The following is a 23977-nucleotide window of genomic DNA, read 5'->3' on the forward strand; positions in this document are numbered from 1 at the left end:
GTGACGTCGATGTTCTGGAGCGCCAGCGGCGGGCTGGCCGCGCTCGCTATCGTCGCCGGTCTCGGCGAGCGGCGCAGGCGACGGCGCCGCGATCCGGACTGGGTCGGGTGGGTCGATTGGCCGACCGTGCAGATGCTGGCGCTGATCGCGCTCGCGGTAACGGTGGGGCTGGCTCTCAAGACCTGAGCGCGCGGTCGTCCCTGAGATAGACGACGGTATGCCAGCGGTTGCGCGGCACCGTGAACACCGGGCGATAATCGCGCGCCAATATGGTCTTCACGGCGCGCAGGCTCCCTCGATTCCAGATCGACAGGCGTCGGTCGGAGGTGACGATGACCGGCGGGCGCCCGGCGAGGATACGCCGGACCTCGGCGGCTTCGTCGATTCCAGTCGCGCCCTGCTCGGTGTCGTAGGCGAGCAGATTGGGGAAGGCATAGGCGGTCGGCAGGCAGGCATGGGCGAGATGATAGGTGACGGTGTCGCCGACGAAGACGTACGGGCATCCGCCGCGGCTGTTCGCCGCGACGACATGCGCGACCCGGTAGGCCCCGGCGGCGTCGCTCGGATGGAGCAGGCGTTTGGCGAACAGGATCGCCATCGCCGTACCTAATGTGAGGATCAGCATGCGGACCGAGCGCCCTAAGGTCGGCGCCGCGAGGATCGCCAGGGGGGCGACCAGCGGCAGCGCATAATGGTCGAAGAACGTGCCGATCGCGAGGAACCCGGCAAGCGCAAAGCCGAGCCAGGCATAGCCGACCAGCATCGTTTCGCCCGCCACGCCGCCGCGCGGTCGTGCCCGCCACGTCAGGACGGCACCCACGATCAGCGGCGACAATTGCGCGCCGATGCCCAGCAAACGCATCGCGAGATCGCTCGCGGCATAGCCCCTGCGCAACGCGATCGACGTGAAATTGGCGAACCAGAACGCATCGAAGGCCATATGGCCCTGCGCGCGATACCAGCCGATCGTGGCCAAGGTCGGTGCCAGACCCGACACTGCCCAGACCGTCGCCGCCAGCAGGACGGTCAGCCATCTCGCGCCGGCTCGTCGCAGGTACCAGGCATGCGCCAGGCCGAACGCCGCCCCTTCGAACATCGGCGTATATTTGAGCTGGATCGCGATGCCCGCAAGCAGGCACGCCGCAAGGCCGCTGACGACGATCGCGCGGGTCCGACCGGCGGCAGCGCTGGCGGGGAGCCGAAGCGTCAACAGCGCGGCGAACGCCATCGGCAGATTGTAGAAGACGGGGGCCTGCCCGCCGCCACCGCCGACCAGCGCGATGAACAGCAGATAGGCCATGCCCGCGACCAGCGCGCCGCGTTCGGTCGCCCCCAGCGTGCTCGCGCCGCGCCCGACGACGACCGCGGTCGCCCAGGCGCACAAGGTCGCCACCAGCTGATAGGCGAGGATGCCGTCGCCAGGCAGCGTCCGGAGGCCGGCGAACAGCAGGAACAGCCCGATCGGCTTGCGATCCCATATGTCGATATAGGGCACCGCGCCGTGCAGCAGGCGATCGCCGACCAGCAGATAATATTGCTGGTCGGGCTCGATCACCGGATTGCCGAAATCCCAGGCGCGGACCGTCAGCGCGACCAGCAACAGGATCAGCGCCTGCACCCACCGATTGCGCAGCATCAGTAGAAGCTCGCGAGCGTCAATGCGCGCGTCGTCCCATCGCATAGCCCGAGCCTGACGACGCGGCCGGGCGCGCCGGCCGACCAGGCGGCGATCGGGTTGGTCGGGTAATCGCGGGGAACCGATACGCCATCGATCGTGCAGATCGTCTCGCCGTCCTTCCAGCCGGCGACGGCGGCGGGACCGCCGCGCATGACGTGGAGGATTTTCAGTCTATCCTGCTCGATGCCGACGAGCAGGCCGCTGGTCGAGCGCAGCGGCGGCCGATCGGCGGTCGGGCCGGGGCTCAACACCATGCGCCGCGCGCCGGGATCGAGCAGGACGCGGTATTTCTGCAGAAAGCCCGATCCTATCCGACCGGCGGTCCCGATCGCCTGCGAGAAGCCGCCCGCGGGTTCGATGCGAACTTCGGTGGCGCACGCCGTCAAGGCGCCGACGCGCAGGTCGGGGACGATCGCAAGCCCGCTGATCGTGGGACCCGCCACGCCGAACGCGATCGCGGTGGTGGTCCGCAGCCCCTTCAGGTTCGCGGCCTGCCATCCGGCCGCGGTGACGGTGATCGCGGAGCCGTCGCCGGTATCGACGACGAGCGGTGCCAGTCGCCGGCTGCCGAGCGTGATCGCACTTTCGTAGACGCTGCGTTCGGCGGAGACCCGCAAGGGCGCTGTTTCGCCCTTGAACGGCAGCCGGCCCGAGCGGAGCAGGCGGAAACGGTGCGCGGCATAGTCGATGTCGAGCGCATAGCCGGCGAGCATGTCGGCGCCGACGAGCAGGTCGACCGCGGATGCGCTGCCGGTGGCGACCGCGGGCAGGTCCGCGACCGTCACGCCGCCGCCGGTCCGCGTGAGGCCGCCTAGCGTCATGGTGCGGGTCGGCATCCAGCCGAGCGCCACCGATCCGCCAATCGCGGTGGCGCTGCCGCCTGCGACCAGTTTGGTCTTGTCGACCGCGGGGGAGGCTTTGGCGAGCAATGTGTAGCTGACGCCGGTATCTAGGATCGCGGTGACGTCGCGGCCGTCAAGCCGCATCGCGAAGCGGATCTGGTTGCCGGGGGTGAGGTCGAACGGGATCCAGCGGGCTTCGGCATCGGTGGCTAGCGTGTAGGTGCCGCGGTCGCGGGCTGCGGGGGACGTTTCGGTGGCGGCGGGTTTTGCCGGCTCGCGTGCCGAGACGAAGACGACCGCGAGCAGCGGAACGAGGGCGAAAAGGGCGCGGCGCATGGGACGTCGTCCCTAGCGGCTCGGGGGCGGGGTACAAGCGGGGCGTGGGGCGGGCGCGTTCGATACCCCGCTCACCTCAGTTCGTTCTCCTGCGAAGGCGCGAGCCCAGGGTTACGGGCGGCGGCATTGGGACCCCTGGCCCCCCGCCTTAGCGAGGGAACGGTAGAAGACGGGCGGGCTTGCTGAAACCCGGCGGCCGACTCTCCCCACTATACGGCCCGACAAAGGTGCCGTGGCTTGGAAAATGCACCACCCCGGCGGAGGCCGGGGCCCAATTGGGGGACGGTGATGACTGCGGGCAGTATGTCGTTACTGCCACCTTTCCAATTGGGCCCCGGCCTTCGCCGGGGTGGCGGCAGGGGGGGACGATGTTCGTCTACAGGCACGCTTCCGGGACTACAGGCACGCCTCCAGATACGCCTGGTCGAACCCGAACTGCTTGGCCTTCTCCAGCGTATAGGGCCGCAGTCCCATCGAGCGGTATTCGCCCAGGATCTTACCGTCGGCCGACTCGTCCATGTATTCGAACTTAAACAGCTCCTGCGTGACGATCACCGGGCCCTCCATGCCGATCACCTCGGTGATGTTGGTCACCCGGCGCGAGCCGTCGCGCAGGCGCTTCACCTGGATGATCAGCTCGACCGAGTCGGCGATTTGACGCGAGATGGCTTCCTTCGGCACCTTGATGTCGGACATCATCACCATGTTCTCCATACGCGCGAGCGCCTCGCGCGGGGAGTTGGCGTGGAGCGTGCACATCGAGCCGTCGTGACCGGTGTTCATCGCGGCGAGCATGTCGAAACACTCGGAGCCACGAATTTCGCCCAGGATGATCCGGTCCGGCCGCATACGCAACGCGTTCTTCACGAGATCGCGGATGGAGATCTCGCCCTGGCCTTCAAGGTTCGCAGGCCGCGTTTCGAGCGGCAGCCAGTGCGGCTGTTGCAGGCGAAGCTCTGCGGCGTCCTCGATCGTCAGCACGCGCTCGCCCGGGTCGATCATCTTCGACAGCGCGTTGAGCATCGTCGTCTTGCCCGAACCGGTACCGCCCGAGATGACGACGTTGAACCGCGAGGCACCGGCGATCTTCAGCGCGGTCGCCATCTTCGGCGACATCGACCCGAACCCAGCCATCATATCGAGCGTGATCGGCTTCGCGGAAAACTTACGGATCGAGATCGCGGTGCCGCGCAAGGACAGCGGCGGCACGATCACGTTGACGCGCGAGCCGTCCTTCAGACGCGCATCGGCGAGCGGCGAAGTCTGGTCGACGCGGCGGCCGACCGAGTTCACGATCCGTTGCGCGATCTGGAACAGATGCTCCTCGTCGCGGAACTGGATCGGCGCGAGTTCGAGCTTGCCCTTGCGCTCGACATAGGTCTGCTCGGGGCCGTTCACCATGATGTCGGTGATGTTCGGATCGGCCAGCAGTTCTTCGAGCGGCCCGAGCCCGAGCAGCTCGTCGACCAGCACCTTTTCCAGCGCGAACTGTTCGCGGCGGTTCAGCGTCAGCTTCAGTTCGGCCAGCACTTCGCCGATGATCGGGCGGAATTCCTCCGCCAGCTCGTCCTTGTTCAGCGTCGCCGCCGCCTCCGGATCGACGCGTTCCAGCAGGCGCGGAAGGACCTGCTCCTTGATCTTGTGGATCGACTGTTCGAACCCCTCGACGCGGCTGTTGCCGGCTTCGCCGCTCGCATTCTGGCGATCCGACAGGCGCTGCATCGCGTCCATCTGCATGCCGGGCATCGTGCCGGGGCCGAAGCCTTCGCTTTCGCCGGGCATGGGCATCGAATCGATCGGCGGGAACTGCGTACCACCGTCGAGTTCGGCACGCGGCAGGGCGGTTCCCCCCTGCATGGGGCTCCCTTGCATAGGGCGGGCGACGCCGAATGCGGGGCGCGCGCCTTGCGTCCCGTTCTGCCCCCCGCTCATGCCACTACGACGCCCGAATGCGCTCATGCCCAAATCCCCGGATGATTACCCACCGGGTTAGGTGCCAAGGCTTGATAATTCGCTAACCAAACCGGAATGGCTGATGTCGCCCGCAAGCGTCGAGGGTTGATCGCCGCTGCGAACTCCCCGAAGGCTGGTGCATGATCCGCCTGCTGCTCCTCCTCGCGCTGACCTTTGGCCTGGCCAGCTCGGCATCGGCCGACGACATCGCCGCCGCCGGCCGCGGCGTCGTGCGCGTCGTCACGATCGCGGTGGTCGACGATCAGGTGGTCGGCTTCGGCCATGGCAGCGGTTTCGCGATCGCGCCCAACCGGATCGTCACCAACGCCCACGTCGTCGACCTCGCCGAGCGCTATCCCGACAACGTCGTCGTTGGCATCGTCCCGACCGAGGGCAGCAAGTCGTACCAGGGCAAGGTGATCGCCTATGATTCGCAGCGCGATCTGGCGCTGATCGAGTTTACCGGCGCGAATCTGCCGCCGAGCGCGCTCTATACCGGGCCGATGAGCGAGGGCGATGCGGTCGTGTCGCTCGGCTTTCCGGGCAATGTCGACCTTGCGACGGCGCGCTCGGCGGCGGATTATATCCGGCCGATGACGCCGGTGCGGTCGGAGGGCGTGCTGTCCGGCCGGCGCGTGCTGAGCGGCGTCGAGGTTCTCCTCCACACCGCGAGCATCGCGCGGGGCAATTCGGGCGGGCCGCTGCTCGATCGCTGCGGCCGGGTGATCGGCGTGAATTCGGCGATCACCCGCGGCGAGGAGGGAGATTCGACGTTCGGCTTCGCGATTGCGGATACCGAGCTGGCCGGCTTCCTGCGCAATGCGAAACAGCCTTATGCATCGATCGGGACAGGCTGTACGTCGATCGAGGATCGCCTGCGACAGGATGCCGATGCCGACGCGCGAGCGACGGCCGATGCGGCGTCGGCCAGGCGCGACGCCGCCACGCAGGACGCTATGACCCGCGAGGTCGCGCTTGAGAAGGCGCGCACCGAGGCGGGGCGTGCGCGCGAAAACGTGATGGCGATCGCGGGACTGTTGCTGGTCGCGGGGGCGCTGGTGATCGGCAGCGCGGGCCTGCTCGAATCGCGGGGCCAGCGGCGGCAGGCGATATGGGCGCTGGGCATCGGTGGTCTGAGCGTGCTCGTCGCGATCATCGTGTTCGTGCTGCGCCCCTCGGGTGAGGTCGACGTGCCGCAGTCCGCGCTGGCGAAGACGCGGATCTCGACGCCCGATGCGGCGCTCGGCAAGCTGATGTGCACGCTGATCCCCGAGCGGAGCCGGATCACGATCTCGTCCAGCGAGGACGTGCCGATCGACTGGGGCGCGAAGGGCTGCATGAACGGCAAGACGCAATATGTCGGCGCGAATGGTCGCTGGGACCGCGTGCTGGTGCCCGACGACGAGCAGACCGTCTCCGTGCTGTCGTTCGATCCGGCGACGCGCGTCTATTCTAACACCCGCTATCTGTTGTCGGCGGCGGGGATGGACGCGGCGCGGACCGCGCGGGGCGTCGTGCCGAACGTTTGCAACATGGATGACGCGGCGTTGGGTCGGCTGGCAGGCCAGCAGGCGGCGGTCCGCGCGGTCTTGCCGCCGCTGCCGAACGAGAAGCTGGTCTATTCCTGCAAGTCGGCGCGCTGATCGGCTTCCGCAGCTAGCAGCGCGCGCTTGCGATCGAGGCCGTACGCATAGCCGCCGAGCGTGCCGCCGATCCGTTGCGCGCGGTGGCAGGGGATGACGATCGACACCGGATTCTGCCCGCAGGCGGTGCCGGCGGCGCGGACCGCGGCGGGGCGGCCGGCTAGGGCCGCGAGTTCGCTGTAGGTTCGGGTTTCGCCGATCGGGATTTGCCGCAGCGCTTGCCAGATCGCTTCCTGGAAGGCGGTGCCGCGGACGTCGAGCGGGAGGTCTTGGTCGCGGTCGGGGAATTCCACGGCCGCGACGACTTGCGCGGCTAGTGTGGCGAGCGTTTCGTCGCCGGGTTCGATCGTCGCGTTGGGGAAGCGGCGGCGGAGTTCGTCGGAATCCTCGTCGAACGATACCCGGCAGAGGCCCTTGTCGGTCGCGGCGACGAACAGGACGCCGAGGCTGGTGTCGGCGGTCGTCCAGCGGATCGTGACGCCTGCGCCGCCGCGTGCCCAGGCGCTGGGGGCCATGCCGAGCCGTTTCGCGTCGGCTTCGTAAAAGCGGCTGGGGGCGGAATAACCGGCGCCGTAGATCGCTTCGGTCACGGTCGAGTCCTCCGTTAGGGCGTTGGCCGCGCGGCCGGTGCGGAGCGCGCGGGCATAGGCGGCGGGGGTGACGCCGGTGGCGCGCTTGAACAGCCGGTGGAAATGGTGGGGTGCGTAGCCGACCTTGACCGCGACCTCGTCCAGCGACAGGCGGTCCTCGGCGGCTTCGAGCAGGGCGACGGCGGCCGCGACGGCAATGCGGTCGCGGCCGACTTCATCCGGGGTGCAGCGCAGGCACGCGCGAAACCCGGCGGCGCGGGCGCTCGGCGGGTCTGGGTGGAAGGTGACGTTCTCGCGCTTGGGGTGACGCGCGGGGCAGCTTGGCTTGCAGTAGATGCCGGTGGTCTTCACGCCCACGACGAATCGCCCGTCGAATGCGCGGTCGCGGCGCTCGAACGCGGTCCAGGCTGCATCGTTGTCGGGAGCGGTGGTCATGGCGTCGGTATAGCCGCTCGCGGCGGGCGCGCATCCCGTGGCTTGCGGTCAAAGCGGAGCCAATCGCCGGCCCGGCCGTTCCTTTGCGCATACCCCATAACGAAAGATGTCTCATGGCCTCCGACACGCCCGTCTGGTTCATTTCCGGCTGCTCGACCGGGTTCGGTCGCGAACTCGCCAAGCTGGTGCTCGCGCGCGGTTGGCGGGCCGTCGTCACTGCCCGCGATGCGGAACGGGTCGCGGACCTGGCGGACGGTGCCGAGGATCGCGCCCTGGCGGTGTCGCTCGACGTGACCGATCAGGCGCAGATCGACGACGCGGTCGCGCAGGCGAAAGCGAAGTTCGGGCGGATCGACGTGCTCGTGAACAACGCTGGCTATGGCTATCAGGCCTCGATCGAGGAGGGTGAGGACGCCGAGATCCGCGCGCAGTTCGATGCGAACGTGTTCGGGCTGTTCGCTCTCACCCGCGCCGTGCTGCCGATCATGCGTGCGCAAGGGAGCGGGCATGTGATCAACATCACGTCGGTCGCCGGGTTGGTCGGATTTCCGGGCTCGGGCTATTATGCTGCGTCGAAGCATGCGGTCGAGGGCTGGTCCGACTCGCTGCTCGCCGAGGTCAAGCCGCTCGGGATCAATGTGACGTGCGTCGAGCCGGGGCCGTTCCGGACCGACTGGGCCGGGCGTTCCCTCAAGCAGACGCCGGTGAAGATCGCCGAGTATGCGGACACAGCGGGCAAGCGGCTCGATAGCACGCGGGATATCAGCGGGACCCAGGCAGGCGATCCGGTCCGCGCCGGCGAGGCGATGATCGCGTTGACCGAGAACGCAAACCCGCCGCGGCATCTGGTGCTCGGGGCCTGGGGGTATGATGCGGTCGCGGAGAAGATGGCGGCGCGGTTGAAGGAGATCGAGGCGCACAAGGCGGATAGCCTCGGGGCGGATTTTCCCGCGGAGTGAACGCTACTTGCTCCCTACTTCTAGGGAGGGGTTAGCGCTACTTGCTCCCCTCCCTGGAAGGGAGGGGCTGGGGGTGGGTAGGCCGGCTTTGGTCGCAACCGCTCGGAAATGCGGAACCCGACCCACCCCCGACCCCTCCCTTTCAGGGAGGGGAGCAGAAATCAGGGAGTGGGCAGAAGATGGCTCAGCCCCCATTCGCGCGGAACAACTCCAGCGTGCGCTGCTTCGCCAGATCCGCACTCGGTTCGTGGTAATCCTTGCGCCGGTCCGAATTGAACCCGTGGCCCGCCTCGTAGACATACACCGTCGCGTTCGGCCAATCCTTGGCGATGACCTGCTCGACGCCCTCCATCGGGATGCCGTGGTCGTGGCGGCCGAAGTGCAGGATCACCGGCACCTTGGGTTCCTCGTCCGCCGCGGCCGGGATCATGCTGCCGTAATAGCCGCTCGCCGCCGCGACGCCGGCGAGCTTGGTCGAGGCGAACCACGCGACCGAGCCGCCATAGCAATAGCCGACCACGAACACCGGCCCGGCGGGGGCCAGCGTGTCGATGCAGGTCTGAACGTCCTTCAACGACAGGTCGAACGGGTGGAGCTGCCGTGCGAGTTCGACACCGCGCGCAAGGCCGTCGCCGGAATAGTCCGCTTCGAAGCCGGGATGCTCGCGGTCGAACAGGGCAGGCGCCAGCACCTCGTATCCATCGGCCGCATACTCGTCGCACAGATCGCGGATATGGTCGGTAACGCCGAAGATCTCCTGCACCAGCACGAGGCCACCGCGACGCTCGCCGGTCGGTTGCGCGTGATAGACGGCGACGGTCGCGCCGTCGGACATGGTCATCGTTTCCATCGTGCCGCTCATTCTCGTATCCTCGTCGTAAGATCCCGTGCCCGCCATTATCGTCATTCCCGCGGAGGCGGGAACCCATAGTGGCAGGCCGTGCGGTGAAAACGCTGGGTCCGGAGGATATGGGTTCCCGCGCGGATGACGGGGGGATCGGAGCCTTTTGGCCTCAGGCCAATGACAAAACAGTCACAAACCCGTCCGTCCGACCATCCGGCCGGGTTGCCAATACATGAACCCGATGCTACCCGCGCCGCGTCCCATGAGAGGTGCTTTCGCGCCCTCTTCCCCCATGGGGCGGCACTAATTTCGGTTCCAAGCGAGGATTCAAAGGTCCGTGGAGACAATTCCCGGTAACGTCGGCGGCGCTATTCAGGCGAGCTTGGGTGGGCGCTATGCGCTCGCCCTGTTCGAACTGGCGCGTGACGCGAAGACGATCGACGCGGTCGAATCGAGCCTGTCGCATGTGCGCGACGCGCTCGCGCAGTCGGAGGACTTCCGCACGCTGACGTCCAGCCCGATGGTGTCGCGTGGCGCGGCCGTGAAGGCGGTCTCCGCCGTCGCCGACGAACTCGGCGTCGATGCGACCACCAAGAGCTTCCTCGGCGTCCTCGCCGAGAACCACCGGCTGGCCGCGTTGCCGAAGATCATCAAGGCATTCCGCACGCTTGCTGCGCAGCATCGCGGCGAGATCGCTGCCGAAGTGACCTCCGCGCATCCCTTGTCCGACGATCAGGTGATCGAGCTGAAGCATCAGCTCCGCCAGCGCGTCGGCCGTGACGTTTCCGTCGACCTCAGCGTCGACCCATCGCTGCTGGGCGGACTCGTCGTCCGCGTCGGCAGCCAGATGATCGATAGCTCGATCAAGACCCGTTTGAACACGCTCGCGCAGGCGATGAAAGGCTGACCATGGATATTCGCGCCGCAGAAATCTCGAAGATCATCAAGGATCAGATCGTCAATTTCGGCACCGAGGCCCAGGTCAGCGAGACCGGCCAAGTGCTGAGCGTCGGCGACGGCATCGCGCGCATCTTCGGCCTCGACAACGTCCAGGCCGGCGAGATGGTCGAATTCTCGAACGGCGTGCAGGGCATGGCGCTCAACCTCGAGGCCGATAACGTCGGCGTCGTGATCTTCGGGAGCGATTCCGAGATCAAGGAAGGTGACATCGTCAAGCGCACCGGCACGATCGTCGACGTGCCGATCGGCAAGGAACTGCTCGGCCGCGTGGTCGACGGCCTCGGCAACCCGATCGACGGCAAGGGGCCGATCCACACCACCGAGCGCAGCCGCGTCGAAGTGAAGGCACCGGGCATCATCCCGCGCCAGTCGGTCAGCGAGCCGGTCCAGACCGGTCTGAAGGCGATCGACGCACTCGTCCCCGTCGGCCGTGGCCAGCGCGAGCTGATCATCGGCGATCGCCAGACCGGCAAGTCCGCCGTCGCGATCGACGCGTTCATCAACCAGAAGATCGCCAACGCCGGCGACGACGAGTCGAAGAAGCTGTATTGCGTCTATGTCGCGATCGGCCAGAAGCGCTCGACCGTCGCACAGCTCGTCAAGACGCTCGAAGAGAACGGCGCGATGGAATACACCATCGTCATCGCCGCGACCGCGTCGGACCCCGCACCGCTCCAGTATCTCGCGCCCTACACCGGCGTCGCGATGGGCGAGTATTTCCGCGATCGCGGCATGCACGCACTGATCTGCTACGACGATCTTTCGAAGCAGGCGGTCGCGTATCGCCAGATGTCGCTGCTGCTGCGTCGTCCGCCGGGCCGTGAAGCGTATCCGGGCGACGTGTTCTATCTGCACAGCCGCCTGCTCGAGCGTGCGGCGAAGATGTCGGACGCGAATGGCGGCGGCTCGCTGACCGCGCTGCCGATCATCGAGACGCAGGCGGGCGACGTTTCGGCGTACATCCCGACCAACGTGATCTCGATCACCGACGGCCAGATCTTCCTCGAGACCGACCTGTTCTTCTCGGGCGTGCGTCCGGCGATCAACGTCGGCCTGTCGGTGTCGCGCGTCGGTTCGGCGGCACAGACCAAGGCGATGAAGAAGGTGTCGGGCTCGATCAAGCTCGAGCTGGCGCAGTACCGCGAGATGGCGGCGTTCGCGCAGTTCGGGTCGGATCTCGATGCGTCGACGCAGAAGCTGCTCAACCGCGGCGCGCGTCTGACCGAGCTGCTGAAGCAGGCCCAGTTCTCGCCGCTGCCGTTCGAGGAGCAGACCGTGTCGATCTTCGCTGGCACCAGCGGCTATCTCGACAAGGTGCCGGTCGCCGACGTGACCCGGTACGAGCAGGCGCTGCTGGCCGACATGCGCGCGAACCACGCCGACGTGCTGAAGCTGATCCGCGATACCCGCGATTTGGGTAACGAGGCGAAGGACAAGCTGAAGGCAGCGCTCGAAGCGTTCGCGAAGACGTTTGCATAAGTAAAACTCCCTCTCCCCGCTGGGGAGAGGGTCGGGGTGAGGGGTAGTACCGCGAGGTGCCGCTCCTGTGGCAGCCCCTCACCCCAACCCTCTCCCCGGAGGGGCGAGGGAGCAGGAAGAGAAGATGGCATCACTTAAGGCCCTCAAGATCCGCATCGGCTCGGTGAAGTCGACGCAGAAGATCACTAAGGCGATGAAGATGGTCGCCGCTGCGAAGCTGCGCCGTGCGCAGGACGCGGCGGTCGCCGGGCGTCCGTATGCTGAGCGTCTCGAAGCGGTGATGGCGAGCCTCGCGGGGCGCGTCGGCATCGCACCGGGCGCGTCGCCGCTGCTCGCGGGCACCGGCAAGGACCAGGTCCACCTGATCGTCATCGCGACGTCGGAGCGTGGCCTGGCCGGTGCCTTCAACACCAACATCGTCCGCGCGGCTCGTCGCAAGGCCGAGGAGCTGATCGCGGCGGGCAAGACCGTGAAGTTCTACGTCGCTGGCAAGAAGGGGCGCGTGATCAAGCGCTTCTTCCCGAACGACATCCTCGCCGACCACGAGATGAGCCAGATCAAGAAGCTCGCGTTCAGCGATGCGCAGGAGATCTCCGAGGACCTGATCAAGCGCTTCGGCGAAGGCCAGTTCGACGTTGCGCATCTGTTCTATTCGAAGTTCGTGTCGGCACTGGTGCAGATCCCGACCGGCATCCAGATCGTTCCGATCCCGCTGTCGACGATCCCCGGCGCGGAAGCCAAGCCCAACGCGCCCGCCGAGGCTGTCGTCGAGTACGAGCCCGACGAGGAAGCGATCCTCGCCGATCTCCTGCCGCGCAACGTCGCGATCCAGATTTTCCGCGCGCTGCTCGAAAACGCGGCGTCGGAGCAGGGCTCGCGCATGAACGCGATGGACAACGCCACGCGCAATGCCGGCGACATGATCACGCGCCTCTCGATCCAGTATAACCGTACCCGCCAAGCCGCGATCACGACCGAGCTGGTCGAAATCATCTCGGGCGCCGAAGCGCTCAAGTAAGTCCAAGGAAGCAGACAATGGCAACCGCCCCAGAGACCCTCGGAACCACGCTCGCCCCCAAGGCCACCAACAACACCGGCCGCATCTCGCAGGTCATCGGTGCGGTCGTCGACGTGCATTTCCCCGACAATTTGCCCGCCATTCTGTCGGCGCTGGAAACCGACAATAACGGCAACCGGCTCGTCCTCGAAGTCGCGCAGCATCTCGGCGAGAACACCGTTCGCACGATCGCGATGGACGCTACCGAGGGTCTGACCCGCGGCCAGACCGTCACCGATACCGGCTCGCAGATCCGCGTGCCGGTCGGCCCGAAGACGCTCGGCCGCATCCTCAACGTCATCGGCGAGCCGATCGACGAACGTGGCCCGGTCGGCGCAGAGACGACCGCACCGATCCACGCCTCGGCGCCTTTGTTCGTCGACCAGTCGACCGAGAGCGCGATCCTGGTCACCGGCATCAAGGTCATCGATCTGCTCGCGCCATACGCGAAGGGCGGCAAGATCGGTCTGTTCGGCGGCGCCGGCGTCGGGAAGACTGTGCTGATCCAGGAGCTGATCAACAACATCGCCAAGGGCCATGGCGGCACTTCGGTGTTCGCAGGCGTCGGCGAGCGTACCCGCGAGGGTAACGATCTGTACCACGAGTTCCTCGACGCAGGCGTCATCGCCAAGGACGCCGACGGCAATCCGCAGTCGGAGGGTTCGAAGGTCGCGCTGGTGTTCGGCCAGATGAACGAGCCGCCAGGCGCACGTGCCCGCGTCGCGCTGTCGGGCCTGACGATCGCCGAATATTTCCGCGACGTCGAAGGCCAGGACGTGCTGTTCTTCGTCGACAACATCTTCCGCTTCACGCAGGCGGGCGCAGAGGTTTCGGCACTGCTCGGCCGTATCCCGTCGGCAGTGGGCTATCAGCCGACGCTGTCGACCGACATGGGCGCGCTGCAGGAGCGCATCACGTCGACCAACAAGGGCTCGATCACCTCGGTGCAGGCGGTGTACGTGCCGGCCGACGATCTCACCGATCCGGCGCCGGCGACGTCGTTCGCGCATCTCGATGCGACGACCAACCTGAACCGTGCGATCTCGGAACTGGGCATCTACCCGGCGGTCGATCCGCTGGATTCGACCTCGCGTCTGCTCGAGCCACGCGTCGTCGGCCAGGAGCATTACGATACGGCGCGTGCGGTGCAGTCGACGCTGCAGAAGTACAAGTCGTTGCAGGACATCATCGCGATTCTCGGCATGGACGAGCTGAGCGAAGAGGATAAGCTCACCGTCCAGCGTGCGCGTAAGATCCAGAAGTTCCTGAGCCAGCCGTTCCACGTCGCCGAGGTCTTCACGGGCATCAGCGGCAAGTTCGTTCAGTTGGAGGACACGGTCCGGTCGTTCAAGGCGGTGGTCGAGGGCGAGTATGATCACCTCCCCGAGGCCGCGTTCTACATGGTCGGCGGCATCGACGAAGCCGTCGCCAAGGCCGAGAAGATGGCCGCGGAAGCGTAACTTCTAACTGCTCCCCCTCCCGCAAGCGGGAGGGGGCTGGGGGGTGGGCACCCGCTCTCCACGTCGCGCGACGCTGTTAGCGCGAGCCCACCCCCGGCCCCTCCCGCATGCGGGAGGGGAGTGAGACCCAGACATGCTGCATTTCGAACTCGTCACGCCAGAAAAGCTCGTCCGCTCGGAGGAGGTCTACATGGTCGTCGTCCCGGGCACCGAAGGCGATTTTGGCGTCCTCGAAGGCCATGCGCCCTTCATGTCGACGGTCCGTGACGGCGGCGTGCAAATCTTCCGCACGCAGAACGGTACGCCCGAGGTGATCGCGATCAAGGGCGGTTTCGCCGAGGTCAATGCCAAGGGCCTGACCATCCTCGCCGAGCACACGGGCGAGTAAGCTCGCCAACTGAGCTAAGACTGTTTCCCCGCGAAGGCGGGACCCAGACGGGCCATCTGCTGTCTCCGTCATCCTGACGAAAGTCAGGATCCAGAGCCAAGCAACGCCACCCCCGGTTACCCTGAATCCTGACTTTCGTCAGGATGACGGAAAGGTGGGGGGCGTAACGGCCAACGCTACAAGAAATTATACGGGTCGACGTCCACCGTCACGCGCGCCTTGGACGGCCAGTCCAGCTTCCCCAGCCACGCCCGGATGACATCCTGCACATCCAGCGCCCGCCGCGCATGGACCAGCAGCCGGTACCGATGCCGCCCCCGCAACATCGCCAGCGGCGCCGGCGCGGGGCCATACACGTGCATGCCATCGACCTCGGGCGCGCTCCGCCCCACCAGCTTGGCCGTATCGTGCGCGCAGGATTGGTCCTCCGACGACACTACGATCGCCGCATAGCGTCCGAACGGCGGCGCCCCCGCATCCTTCCGCGCGTCCGTCTCCGCGGCATAGAACGCATCCGCATCACCGGTGATCAGCGCCTGCATAACCTGCGCGCCCGGACTATGCGTCTGGATGAACACGTGCCCGGGCTTCTCGCCGCGCCCCGCGCGCCCTGATACCTGCCGGATCTGCTGGAACGTCCGCTCGGCCGCGCGGAGGTCGCCGCCATCGAGGCCCAAATCCGCATCGACTACACCCACCAAAGTGAGATTGGGGAAATGATACCCCTTGGTCACCAGCTGCGTGCCGACGACGATGTCGATGTCGCCCGCCTCCATCCGCCCGACGAACTCCGCCGCCTTGGCCGGCGACCAGATCGTGTCCGACGTAACCACCGCCGTCTTCGCCTCGGGGAACAGCGCCGTCACCTCGTCGGCGATCCGCTCTACGCCGGGTCCGCAAGCAACCAGCGTGTCCTCGCCCTTGCACTCCGGGCACACGCGAGGCGTCGGCTCGGCATGCCCGCAATGATGGCACGCCAGCCGCCGCGTCAGGCGGTGCTCGACCATCCACGCGGTGCAGTTCGGGCATTGGAACCGATGCCCACACGTCCGGCATAAAGTCAGCGGCGCGTACCCCCGCCGGTTGAGGAACAGCAACGCCTGCTCGCCGCGTTCCAACGTCGCCTGCATCGCCTTCACGAGGCGCGGTGCAAGCCAGCGACCACGCTCGGGCGGTTCCTTGATCAGGTCGATCGGCTCGATCGTCGGCATCTCCGCCACCCCGAACCGGCCCGGCAGCTTCAGTTCGGCATAGCGCCCGGTCGCGACCTGTTGCCGCGTCTCGATCGCCGGCGTCGCGGAGGCGAGGATCACCGGACACCCCTCGAACTTGCCGCGCATAACCGCGACGTCGCGCGCATGATAATGCACGCCCTCTTCCTGCTTGAAACTGGTCTCGTGCGCCTCGTCGACGACGATCAGCCCGAGGTCGCGGTACGGCAGGAACAACGCCGACCGCGCCCCCACCGTCACCAGCGCCTCGCCGCTCGCGATCGCCCGCCACGCCCGCCGCCGTTGCGTCGACCGTAGCCCCGAATGCCACGCGACCGGCTCGCAGCCGAACCGGTCGTGGAAGCGCTTCAGGAACGGCTCGGTCAGCGCGATCTCGGGCAGCAGGACCAAAGTCTGGCGCCCGTCGCGGATCGCCTGCGCCACCGCCTCGAAATACACCTCCGTCTTGCCCGACCCGGTGACACCGTCGAGCAGGGTCGGGTGGAACGCATGCTCGGCCACGCCGGCGACCAGGACATCGGCCGCCGCCCGCTGATCGTCGGACAGCGTCGGCTCGTGGTGCAGCGGATCGGGCATGGGGTAGGGGCTGTCGATACTCACCTCGACCGCCTCGATCGCACCGACCTTCACCAGCCCGCGGATCACCGCATCGCTGACCTCGGCCAGCGTCGCCAGTTCGCGGATCAGGCCCTGGCGATCGCCGATCCTCTCCAGTGCCTGCTCGCGTTGCGGCGTCAGGCGAGGGGGCACGACCCCGGTTGACCGATACTCGACGGCAGTACGTGCGCCCTCCAGCGCCGAGGTCGACGCCAGCGTCATCCTCAGCACTGACGCCGCCGGCGCGAGGTAATAATCCGCGGTCCACTCGACCAGCCGCCGTAGCGGCGCTCCGAGCGGTGGCACGTCGGCGACCGCGAGCAGGTTGCGCAACCGGTTGTCGCCGACCTCCGCATCCGACGGCATCCGCTCCGCTTCCCATACGACCCCGAGCAACTGCCTGGGCCCGAGTGGCGCCACGACGACCGAGCCCGGCTCGACGGTCATGCCGGCAGGCACGCGGTAGTCGAGCGGCCCAAGGGCGGCGTTGAGGATCAGGACACGGGCGCGGGACGACATCGTGTTCGTATATGGGGCCGGAACGTCTTTACGTGAACCGTCTACGCAAGCGTCGCGACTAACCGGTCACGCAGCGGTGCGTCGGTCCGTACGCCGCCGCTCACCGACCCGCGCGCGCTTGGCCTTGTAAAGGATCGTATCGCCGCGGTGGATGAAGTCGCGGATCGAATGGCAATCCGGCTCTAGCGCGATGACCCCGACCGTCCCGGCGCTGACCATCGCCAGGCCGTTGAGCGCGATCGGAAAGCGCAGCGCTTCCTCCAGGCGGGCGCAGACGTCGCTCGGCGTCGCGGTCAGGATCGGATCTTCGATCAATACGCCGAACTCGTCGCCGCCAAGGCGCGCGGCAAAGCTCTGCCTGAGCCATGGTGCCTGCAATACTGCCCCGACCGCGCGCAACACGTCGTCACCCGCGGTGTGGCCGAGCGTGTCGTTGATCGCCTTGAACCCATCGAGGTCGATGAGCGCGAGCAGCAGGGGGGTGCCGTTGCTATGCGACCGGGTCATCGCCGCGTCGAGCGCGCGGTCGAACGCCGCGCGGTTGGCGATCCCCGTCAGCGAATCGGTATCGGCAGAGCGTCGCAGGATGGTTTCGAGGGCGTGGCGCTCGGTCACATCCTGGAACACGCCGACCAACGCGACCGGTTTGCCGTCGATCGTTTCGCGCTCGCCGAGCACGCGTACGCGGCGCGCGACGCCTTGGATCGTCTTGAAATCGACTTCGATATCGAACGGAACGCCGGTTTCGGAGGTCTGCGCCAGCGCCGCGGTGACGGTTTCACGCGCATGCGCCGGATACAGTTCCATCGCGAACACCATGTCGGGCATCTCGCCGACCGGCAGGCCGTAGATACGATAGACGCCATCGGACCATTCGAGCTGCTCGTCGTCGAGCGAGACCCGCCACGATCCGATCGCCGCCATCCGTTCCGCCTGCCGGAAGATGCGATCCTGCCGGGCCAGCGCCGCGGTCTGTCGATCCGCGGTCGTGGCGATCGCGATCGCGGTGCTCGCCGCGCCGCGTGCCGCGATGATGGTCTCGGCCAACGTCGCGAGATGGGCAAGCGCGCCGCGGCCCGCATCGTTCAGGGTGCGCGGGGCGGTATCGATGACGCACAGCGAAGCGACGGCCTGGCGCGTGCCGTCCTCGTCGATGGCATAGACCGGCGTTCCGGCATAGAAGCGCGCACCGACCGAGGATGCCACGAGCGGGTTCTGCTCGAAGCGTCGATCCAGCATCAGGTCGTCGATGACCAGCGGATCCCCGCGCCGGATCGTGTAGTTGCACATGCCGATCTCGCGACGGATCTCGCCGCGCTCGCATCCGGCGGCGGCCTTGATCCACAGTCGATCGCTATCGACGAACGTCAACAGCGCTATCCGGCACCCCAGCATTTCGGCGGCCAGCGCGACCAGCGCGTCGAATTCGCGTTCGGGTTCGGTGTCGAGCAACGCCAGCGCGTGCAGCGCCGCGACCCGCCGGGTTTCATCCGCAAATATGTCCGTGGCGAGCTTGGCTGAGGGCATGCTGTCTCGATACCGCGTCGAGGTTAATTTTCTTTGCGCTTAGAATGCGGTACCGGTCGCGAATGGGATCGTCCGAACAGGTTGCGCCGTCGGTGCTGTGGGCGGATCATCTCACCAGGGATCGTCGGCGATCGGTGCATACCGTGCGCGCCTATCAGGCGTCCGCGGAACGGCTGACCGCGTTCCTGATCGGTCATTGGGGGGAACGGGTCGACCGTGCGGCGCTCGCTCGCGTGACGGCGACGGACCTGCGCGCGTATCTGGCGCAACGCCGCGAGTCCGGCCTCGGCAACGCGTCGGCGGCGCGCGAATTGTCGGCGGTGCGCGGGTTCCTGGCCTGGGCGAATGCGGAGGCCTCGCAACCGCGGGTCCGGGGGCCGCGCGTGAAGAGGGCCCTGCCGCGGCCGATCTCGCCGGCCGAGGCGGTCGCGCTGGCGGAGGAGGTGGCCGACGATGCCGCCGAGCCGTGGCTCGCCGCGCGCGACTGGGCGGTGCTGATGCTACTGTACGGCGCCGGGCTGCGGATCGGCGAGGCACTGACGCTGCCCGGTGGCATCCTGCCGCTCGGCGAGACGGTGCGCGTGCTCGGCAAGCGCGCGAAGACCCGGGTTGTCCCGCTGTTGCCGCAGGTGCGCGCGGCGATCGAGGCGTATGCGGCGCAGACGCCGTGGCCGATCGAGCGCGATACGCCGCTGTTCCGCGGCGCGAAGGGCGGCGCGCTGTCGCCGGTGATGATCCGGCGCGCGGTGCAGGCGGCGCGGGCACGGCTGGGGCTGGGCGACCGGACCACGCCGCACGCGCTACGGCATAGTTTCGCGACCCATCTGCTGGGGCGGGGGGCGGACCTGCGCGCGCTCCAGGAGCTGCTCGGCCATGCCAGCCTCAGCTCGACGCAGGTCTACACGCAGGTCGATGCCGCGCACCTGATGGACGTGTACCGCAACGCGCATCCCCGTGCTTGATTAGGGCGTGCTTGACCGGCGCGCGCGTGATCAGCTTTTCGGTTTCCACGTCACGACGCGCCAGCCATAGCCGAAGACGATGACGACCAGCGTCGCCACCGCGACCGGCCCAACATAGCGGTCGAGTTCGGCGAAATGCGAGCCGAGCAGGATGCCGGCATAGGTCAGCACGGTGTTCCAGATCGCACTGCCCGCCGCGGTCCAGATGACGAACTGCCAGATCGGCATCTTGGTCATCCCGGCGGGCAGCGAGATGACGGTGCGGAAGGTCGGCATGAACCGGAACACGAAGATCACCCAGCCGCCGCGCTTCATGAAGAACCGGTGGATCGTCTCGACGTCCGACCATTCCATCGTCAGCCAGCGCCCGTTGCGCTCGATGAACGGGCGGAAGCGTTCGTAGCCGATGTTGCGGCCGATATAATACCAGAAGTAATTGCCGACGACCGAGCCAGCCGTGCCCCATGCGATCAGCGGCACGACGCTCATATTGCCGCGCGCGACCGCCATGCCGCCGAGCCCCATGATGACTTCGGACGGCACCGGCGGGATGATATTCTCGAGCGCCATCAACAGAAAGATACCGAAATATCCGCCCCAGGCGATGAGATCGAGGATGAATTCGGTCATGGGTATGAGATACTGCCGGGACGCCGATGGGTTCCGCCGCATCATACCACCCCGGCGAAGGCAGGGGCCCAATCGGGGGACGGTCATGACGAAGCACGGCGCTCCGTTACCGCGACCTTTCCAATTGGGCCCCGGCCTTCGCCGGGGTGGTGTTTGGTGCTTACCGCGCCGAGACCTTCGCCTCGATCGCATCCCAGATCATGCCCGCCAGATCGGTCCCATCGAAATTCGAGATCGCGACGATCCCCGTCGGCGACGTCACGTTGATCTCCGTCAGCCACTTGCCACCGATCACGTCGATGCCGACGAACAACAGCCCGCGCTTCTTCAGTTCCGGCCCGAGCACCGCGCAGATCTCGCGCTCCTTGTCGGTCAGTTCCGACTTCTCCGCCGACCCGCCGACCGCCAGGTTCGAGCGGATCTCGCCTTCGCCTGGCAACCGGTTGATCGCGCCCGCGACCTCGCCGTCGATCAGTACGATCCGCTTGTCGCCCTTCGCCACGTCGGGGAGGAACGCCTGCACCATGTGCGGCTCACGCCACGTCATGTTGAAGACCTCCATCAGTGCCGACAGGTTCGCGCCGTCCGACTCGACCTTGAAGATCGCCTTGCCGCCATTGCCGTGCAGCGGCTTGATGACGATCGCGCCGTGCTCGGCGAGAAATTTCCGGGCTTCGTCGAGCGAGCGCGTCACCAAGGTCGGCGGCATGAACTGCGGATAGTCCAGCACGAACACCTTCTCGGGCGCGTTTCGCACCTGTGCCGGATCGTTGACGACGAGCGTCTTGTCGGCGATCCGCTCGAGCAGATGCGTCGCGGTGATGTAGCCGAGATCGAACGGCGGATCCTGCCGCATCAACACGACGTCGGCGTCGTCGCCGAGGTCGAGATTGACCGACTCGCCGACCGAGAAATGATCGCCGACGACCCGCTGCACCGTCACCGGATGCGCCTTCGCCCACACGCGGCCGTCGCGGTAGTTCAAATCCTCGGCCGAGTAGTGGAACAGCGTGTGCCCGCGATCCTGCGCCGACAGCATCAGCGCGAAGGTCGAATCGCCGGCGATGTTGATGCTGTCGAGCGGGTCCATCTGGACGGCGACGGTGAGGCTCATGCGACTTCCTTCTGTTCGGTCGAGCGCATGTAGGCGCGGGCGGACGCGAAGTCACCGGGCGGCATCGCTTCAATCAACCCCGTCATCCTGACGAAAGTCAGGATCCAGGATAATCGAGGGCATCGCTTCATGGCTCTGGATCCTGACTTTCGTAAGGATGACGAAAGCTTTGCGAGGTTTCGCCACGAATGGTCGAGGCATCACCCGATCCACGCATTCTCGATATGCCTTGGCCGCGTGCCGGGGGCGAGCAGGATGACGTCGACGCGGATATCGTCGCCCGGCCCGGCGTAGCGCGGCATCAGATATTCCGCCGCCGCCGCGACGCGGGACAGCCGCCGTTCGTCGATCGCGAAGTCGAGTTCGGCGGCGGTCGCACGGGTCTTTACCTCGACGAACGCGATCAGGTTGCCCTTGCGTGCGACGAGATCGACCTCGCCGGCTGGTGTCCTCACGCGGCGGTCGAGGATGCTCCACCCCTTCAGCCGAAGCCACCACCCCGCCAGCCGCTCGCCGCGCCGGCCGGCAAGCTCAGCGGAACGGCGGTCACGCATTCCTGCTCCCATCCCTGAAAGGGAGGGGTTGGGGGTGGGTTGGCCCGTTGGCTGGCGCTGCCGATCCCAAGCAGCCGACCCACCCCCGGCCCCTCCCTTCCAGGGAGGGGGGAAGATCGGTCGCCCTCCCGTTCAGCAACGGAAGAAGTGCGGTCATCCCTTCTCCGCCTTCAATTCCAGCGCCCGAGCATACAGCGCCTTGCGGTCCAGCCCCAACGCCTTCGCGACCTCGCTCGCGGCCTGCCCGGTCGACAACCGCGTCAACGCCTCGACCAGCGCCGCATCGCCGTCCTCGGCGCTCGCCGGCAGCGCCTCGCCCGGCGGTGCAACGACGATCACGATCTCCCCCCTTGGCGGCGCATCCGCATAGCGCGCGGCGAGCGACGAGAGCGGTCCCGTCACCGCCTCCTCAAATTTCTTGCTGATCTCGCGCGTCACCGCCGCCTCGCGGTCGCCGAGCCCTTCCGCCAGCGCGGCCAGGCACGCCCCCAATCGCGGCCCCGATTCGTACATCACCAGCGTGGCGCGGATCGTTGCCACCTCCGCGATCGCCTCGGCTCGCGCGTGCATCTTCGACGGCAGGAACCCCACGAACAGGAAGCGGTCGGTCGGCAGCCCCGCCAGCGTCAGCGCCGCCACCGCCGCGCATGGCCCCGGGATCGTCACCACCAGATGCCCCGCCGCGCGTGCATCGCGCACCAGCTTGAAGCCGGGATCGGAAATCAGCGGCGTTCCCGCGTCCGATACCAGCGCGACCGCCTGAGTCGCCATCCGCGCGATCAGCGCGGGCCGCACCCCTTCCGCGCTGTGATCGTGATACGGCACCATCGGCGTCTTGGTGCCGATATGGCGCAGCAGCCCGGCCGTCACGCGGCTGTCCTCTACCGCGATCACGTCGGCGCGGCGGAGGATGTCGGCGGCACGCGGCGACAGATCGCCAAGATTGCCGATCGGGGTCGCGACGATGTAGAGGCCGGGATCGAGAAGAGTTTCAGGGTTCATGGGGACGGTCATGGCAGACGCGACGACGATAGGGCAATCCGCACGTACTGCAGGGCGATGGGCGACGCTTGTCGCGGCGTGCCTGCTCGGCGCGTGCCAGACGATCGTCCCGCGCGGTCCCGTCGAGCCGTCGCAGCAGCGTCCGACCACGCGCCCCGTCGATCGCCCGGCGGTCGGCGTCGAGACCGGCATCCCGCGCGATGCCGAGCGTAACCGCGTCGCGCTGCTCGTGCCGTTGTCGGGCAGCAACGCCGGTGTCGGCACCTCGATCGCCAACGCGACGATGCTCGCATTGCTCGACACGCAGAACCAGCGCGTCCGGATCACCAACTACGACACCGCGACCGGTGCCGCCGCCGCCGCCCAGCGCGCGATCGCCGAAGGCGCGCAGCTGATCCTCGGGCCGCTGCTGGCCGACGACGTCCGTGCCGTCGCACCGATCGCCAAGGCGGCCGGCGTCCCGGTGCTGAGCTTCTCGAACGATCTCGGCGTGGCGGGCAACGGCGCGTATCTGATGGGCTATGTGCCGACCCAGTCGGTCGCGCGCGTCGTCGATTTCGCCAAGCAGCGCGGCGTCACCAATTTCGCGGGCCTCGTTCCCAACGGCCTGTACGGCGAGCGCGCGTCGACCGCGTTTCTCCGGGCGGTCGAAAGTGCGGGCGGGCAGGTCGTCTCGCTGCAGACCTACGCCCGCGGCCCCGGCGGCGTTGCCGCCGCGGTGACACGGCTTGCGGCCAAGGCACCCTATGATGCCGTGCTGATCGCCGACGGCGGTGCCGGCGCGGCCTCGGCAGCGGCGTTGATCAAGCGCGGCGGCGGCGCGGCGACCCGGATTCTCGGCACCGAATTGTGGAATTCGGATGCGGGAATCGCGGCCAAGCCGGCGCTCAACGGCGCGTGGTATGCCAGCGTCTCGGACACGCTGTACCGCCAATACGCCGCCAAATACCGCGCGCGCTTCGGGGCAGGGCCGTACCGCCTGTCGAGCCTCGGCTATGATTCGGTCCTGCTGACGGTCCGCATCGCCCGCGACTGGAAGCCGGGCACGGCGTTCCCGGTAAACCGCCTACGCGACGGCGACGGGTTCGCCGGCATCGACGGCGCCTTCCGCTTCGGCCGCGACAACGTCGCCGAGCGCGCGCTGGAAGTGAAGGAGATCCGCGGCGGCACGACGACCGTGGTATCGGCGGCGCCGACCGGGTTCGGCAAGTAAAGG

21 protein-coding genes are annotated in these 23977 nt (G+C 67.4%); 10 read left to right on the plus strand and 11 right to left on the minus strand.

The genetic code is table 11. The features are described 5' to 3' along the window. Entirely contained in the window at nucleotides 1-186 is a 186-nt protein-coding gene (locus U1707_RS14050) for a hypothetical protein (protein WP_332800856.1), read from the plus strand. On the opposite strand, the gene U1707_RS14055 is transcribed toward U1707_RS14050, so the two are convergent. From U1707_RS14055 to U1707_RS14065, 3 genes are all read right to left on the minus strand, one after another. Further along, on the minus strand, nucleotides 176-1636 hold the full coding sequence (locus U1707_RS14055; protein WP_332800696.1) for a glycosyltransferase family protein: 1461 nt from the start codon (nucleotides 1634-1636) through the stop codon (nucleotides 176-178). The two genes, U1707_RS14050 and U1707_RS14055, sit on opposite strands and share 11 nt — an antisense overlap. Further along, nucleotides 1636-2856, minus strand: a complete 1221-nt coding sequence (locus tag U1707_RS14060; RefSeq protein ID WP_332800697.1) for a hypothetical protein — start codon at nucleotides 2854-2856, stop codon at nucleotides 1636-1638. Before U1707_RS14060 ends, U1707_RS14055 begins: the two co-directional genes overlap by 1 nt. 396 nt (nucleotides 2857-3252) lie before the next feature. Continuing rightward, the gene (locus tag U1707_RS14065; protein WP_332800698.1) at nucleotides 3253-4815 is read right to left on the minus strand and encodes a TadA family conjugal transfer-associated ATPase; all 1563 of its coding nucleotides are present in this window, start codon (nucleotides 4813-4815) and stop codon (nucleotides 3253-3255) included. Between the two features lie 134 nt (nucleotides 4816-4949). On the opposite strand from U1707_RS14065, the gene U1707_RS14070 reads away from it, so the two are divergent. Next, nucleotides 4950-6452: a S1C family serine protease gene (locus U1707_RS14070; protein WP_332800699.1), complete on the plus strand. Its 1503-nt coding sequence runs from the start codon at nucleotides 4950-4952 to the stop codon at nucleotides 6450-6452. Here U1707_RS14070 and U1707_RS14075 read toward each other — a convergent pair. After that, on the minus strand, nucleotides 6428-7477 hold the full coding sequence (locus U1707_RS14075; protein WP_332800700.1) for a bifunctional transcriptional activator/DNA repair enzyme AdaA: 1050 nt from the start codon (nucleotides 7475-7477) through the stop codon (nucleotides 6428-6430). The genes U1707_RS14070 and U1707_RS14075 overlap by 25 nt on opposite strands. 113 nt (nucleotides 7478-7590) lie before the next feature. On the opposite strand from U1707_RS14075, the gene U1707_RS14080 reads away from it, so the two are divergent. Further along, on the plus strand, nucleotides 7591-8436 hold the full coding sequence (locus U1707_RS14080; RefSeq protein WP_332800701.1) for an oxidoreductase: 846 nt from the start codon (nucleotides 7591-7593) through the stop codon (nucleotides 8434-8436). A 184-nt stretch (nucleotides 8437-8620) separates the two neighbouring features. Here the strand turns inward: U1707_RS14080 and U1707_RS14085 are convergent, their stop codons facing one another. Further along, nucleotides 8621-9298 (minus strand): dienelactone hydrolase family protein, encoded by a 678-nt coding sequence (locus U1707_RS14085; protein WP_332800702.1) that lies wholly within the window; start codon nucleotides 9296-9298, stop codon nucleotides 8621-8623. Between the two features lie 328 nt (nucleotides 9299-9626). On the opposite strand from U1707_RS14085, the gene U1707_RS14090 reads away from it, so the two are divergent. The 5 genes from U1707_RS14090 (at nucleotide 9627) to U1707_RS14110 (ending at nucleotide 14624) form a co-directional block, all read left to right on the plus strand. Further along, the gene (locus U1707_RS14090; RefSeq protein ID WP_332800844.1) at nucleotides 9627-10187 is read left to right on the plus strand and encodes a F0F1 ATP synthase subunit delta; all 561 of its coding nucleotides are present in this window, start codon (nucleotides 9627-9629) and stop codon (nucleotides 10185-10187) included. A 2-nt stretch (nucleotides 10188-10189) separates the two neighbouring features. Further along, entirely contained in the window at nucleotides 10190-11719 is a 1530-nt protein-coding gene (gene atpA, locus U1707_RS14095; RefSeq protein ID WP_332800703.1) for a F0F1 ATP synthase subunit alpha, read from the plus strand. A gap of 124 nt (nucleotides 11720-11843) precedes the next feature. Continuing rightward, nucleotides 11844-12737, plus strand: a complete 894-nt coding sequence (locus tag U1707_RS14100; protein ID WP_332800704.1) for a F0F1 ATP synthase subunit gamma — start codon at nucleotides 11844-11846, stop codon at nucleotides 12735-12737. A gap of 17 nt (nucleotides 12738-12754) precedes the next feature. Continuing rightward, the gene (atpD, locus tag U1707_RS14105; protein ID WP_056065176.1) at nucleotides 12755-14236 is read left to right on the plus strand and encodes a F0F1 ATP synthase subunit beta; all 1482 of its coding nucleotides are present in this window, start codon (nucleotides 12755-12757) and stop codon (nucleotides 14234-14236) included. Nucleotides 14237-14369: 133 nt separating this feature from the next. Next, complete coding sequence (locus tag U1707_RS14110) at nucleotides 14370-14624, plus strand: ATP synthase F1 subunit epsilon (RefSeq protein ID WP_332800705.1); 255 nt, start codon at nucleotides 14370-14372, stop codon at nucleotides 14622-14624. A gap of 176 nt (nucleotides 14625-14800) precedes the next feature. Here U1707_RS14110 and U1707_RS14115 read toward each other — a convergent pair whose 3' ends face one another. Both U1707_RS14115 and U1707_RS14120 read right to left on the minus strand, forming a co-directional pair. Further along, nucleotides 14801-16972, minus strand: a complete 2172-nt coding sequence (locus U1707_RS14115) for a primosomal protein N' (protein ID WP_332800706.1) — start codon at nucleotides 16970-16972, stop codon at nucleotides 14801-14803. Nucleotides 16973-17038: 66 nt separating this feature from the next. Next, nucleotides 17039-18499, minus strand: a complete 1461-nt coding sequence (locus U1707_RS14120) for a diguanylate cyclase domain-containing protein (RefSeq protein WP_332800707.1) — start codon at nucleotides 18497-18499, stop codon at nucleotides 17039-17041. Nucleotides 18500-18543: 44 nt separating this feature from the next. Here U1707_RS14120 and U1707_RS14125 point away from each other — a divergent pair, with 44 nt between their 5' ends. Further along, nucleotides 18544-19461: a tyrosine recombinase XerC gene (locus U1707_RS14125; protein WP_443025702.1), complete on the plus strand. Its 918-nt coding sequence runs from the start codon at nucleotides 18544-18546 to the stop codon at nucleotides 19459-19461. 30 nt (nucleotides 19462-19491) lie between these two features. On the opposite strand, the gene U1707_RS14130 is transcribed toward U1707_RS14125, so the two are convergent. The 4 genes from U1707_RS14130 to rsmI all read right to left on the minus strand — a co-directional run bounded on the left by U1707_RS14130 (nucleotide 19492) and on the right by rsmI (nucleotide 22761). Beyond that, nucleotides 19492-20091, minus strand: coding sequence for a DedA family protein (locus U1707_RS14130; RefSeq protein ID WP_332800708.1), 600 nt, complete (start codon nucleotides 20089-20091; stop codon nucleotides 19492-19494). 160 nt (nucleotides 20092-20251) lie between these two features. After that, complete coding sequence (gene gshB / locus U1707_RS14135; RefSeq protein ID WP_332800709.1) at nucleotides 20252-21205, minus strand: glutathione synthase; 954 nt, start codon at nucleotides 21203-21205, stop codon at nucleotides 20252-20254. A 200-nt stretch (nucleotides 21206-21405) separates the two neighbouring features. Next, on the minus strand, nucleotides 21406-21759 hold the full coding sequence (locus tag U1707_RS14140) for a YraN family protein (RefSeq protein ID WP_131587636.1): 354 nt from the start codon (nucleotides 21757-21759) through the stop codon (nucleotides 21406-21408). 153 nt (nucleotides 21760-21912) lie between these two features. Next, on the minus strand, nucleotides 21913-22761 hold the full coding sequence (gene rsmI, locus U1707_RS14145; protein ID WP_443025710.1) for a 16S rRNA (cytidine(1402)-2'-O)-methyltransferase: 849 nt from the start codon (nucleotides 22759-22761) through the stop codon (nucleotides 21913-21915). A gap of 10 nt (nucleotides 22762-22771) precedes the next feature. Between rsmI and U1707_RS14150 the strand changes: the two genes are divergently transcribed. Further along, on the plus strand, nucleotides 22772-23974 hold the full coding sequence (locus tag U1707_RS14150) for a penicillin-binding protein activator (RefSeq protein ID WP_332800711.1): 1203 nt from the start codon (nucleotides 22772-22774) through the stop codon (nucleotides 23972-23974). Nucleotides 23975-23977 lie beyond the last annotated feature (3 nt).

Origin of the sequence: Sphingomonas sandaracina, assembly GCF_036663695.1 — a bacterium.
In the GTDB taxonomy this organism is placed as follows: domain Bacteria; phylum Pseudomonadota; class Alphaproteobacteria; order Sphingomonadales; family Sphingomonadaceae; genus Sphingomonas.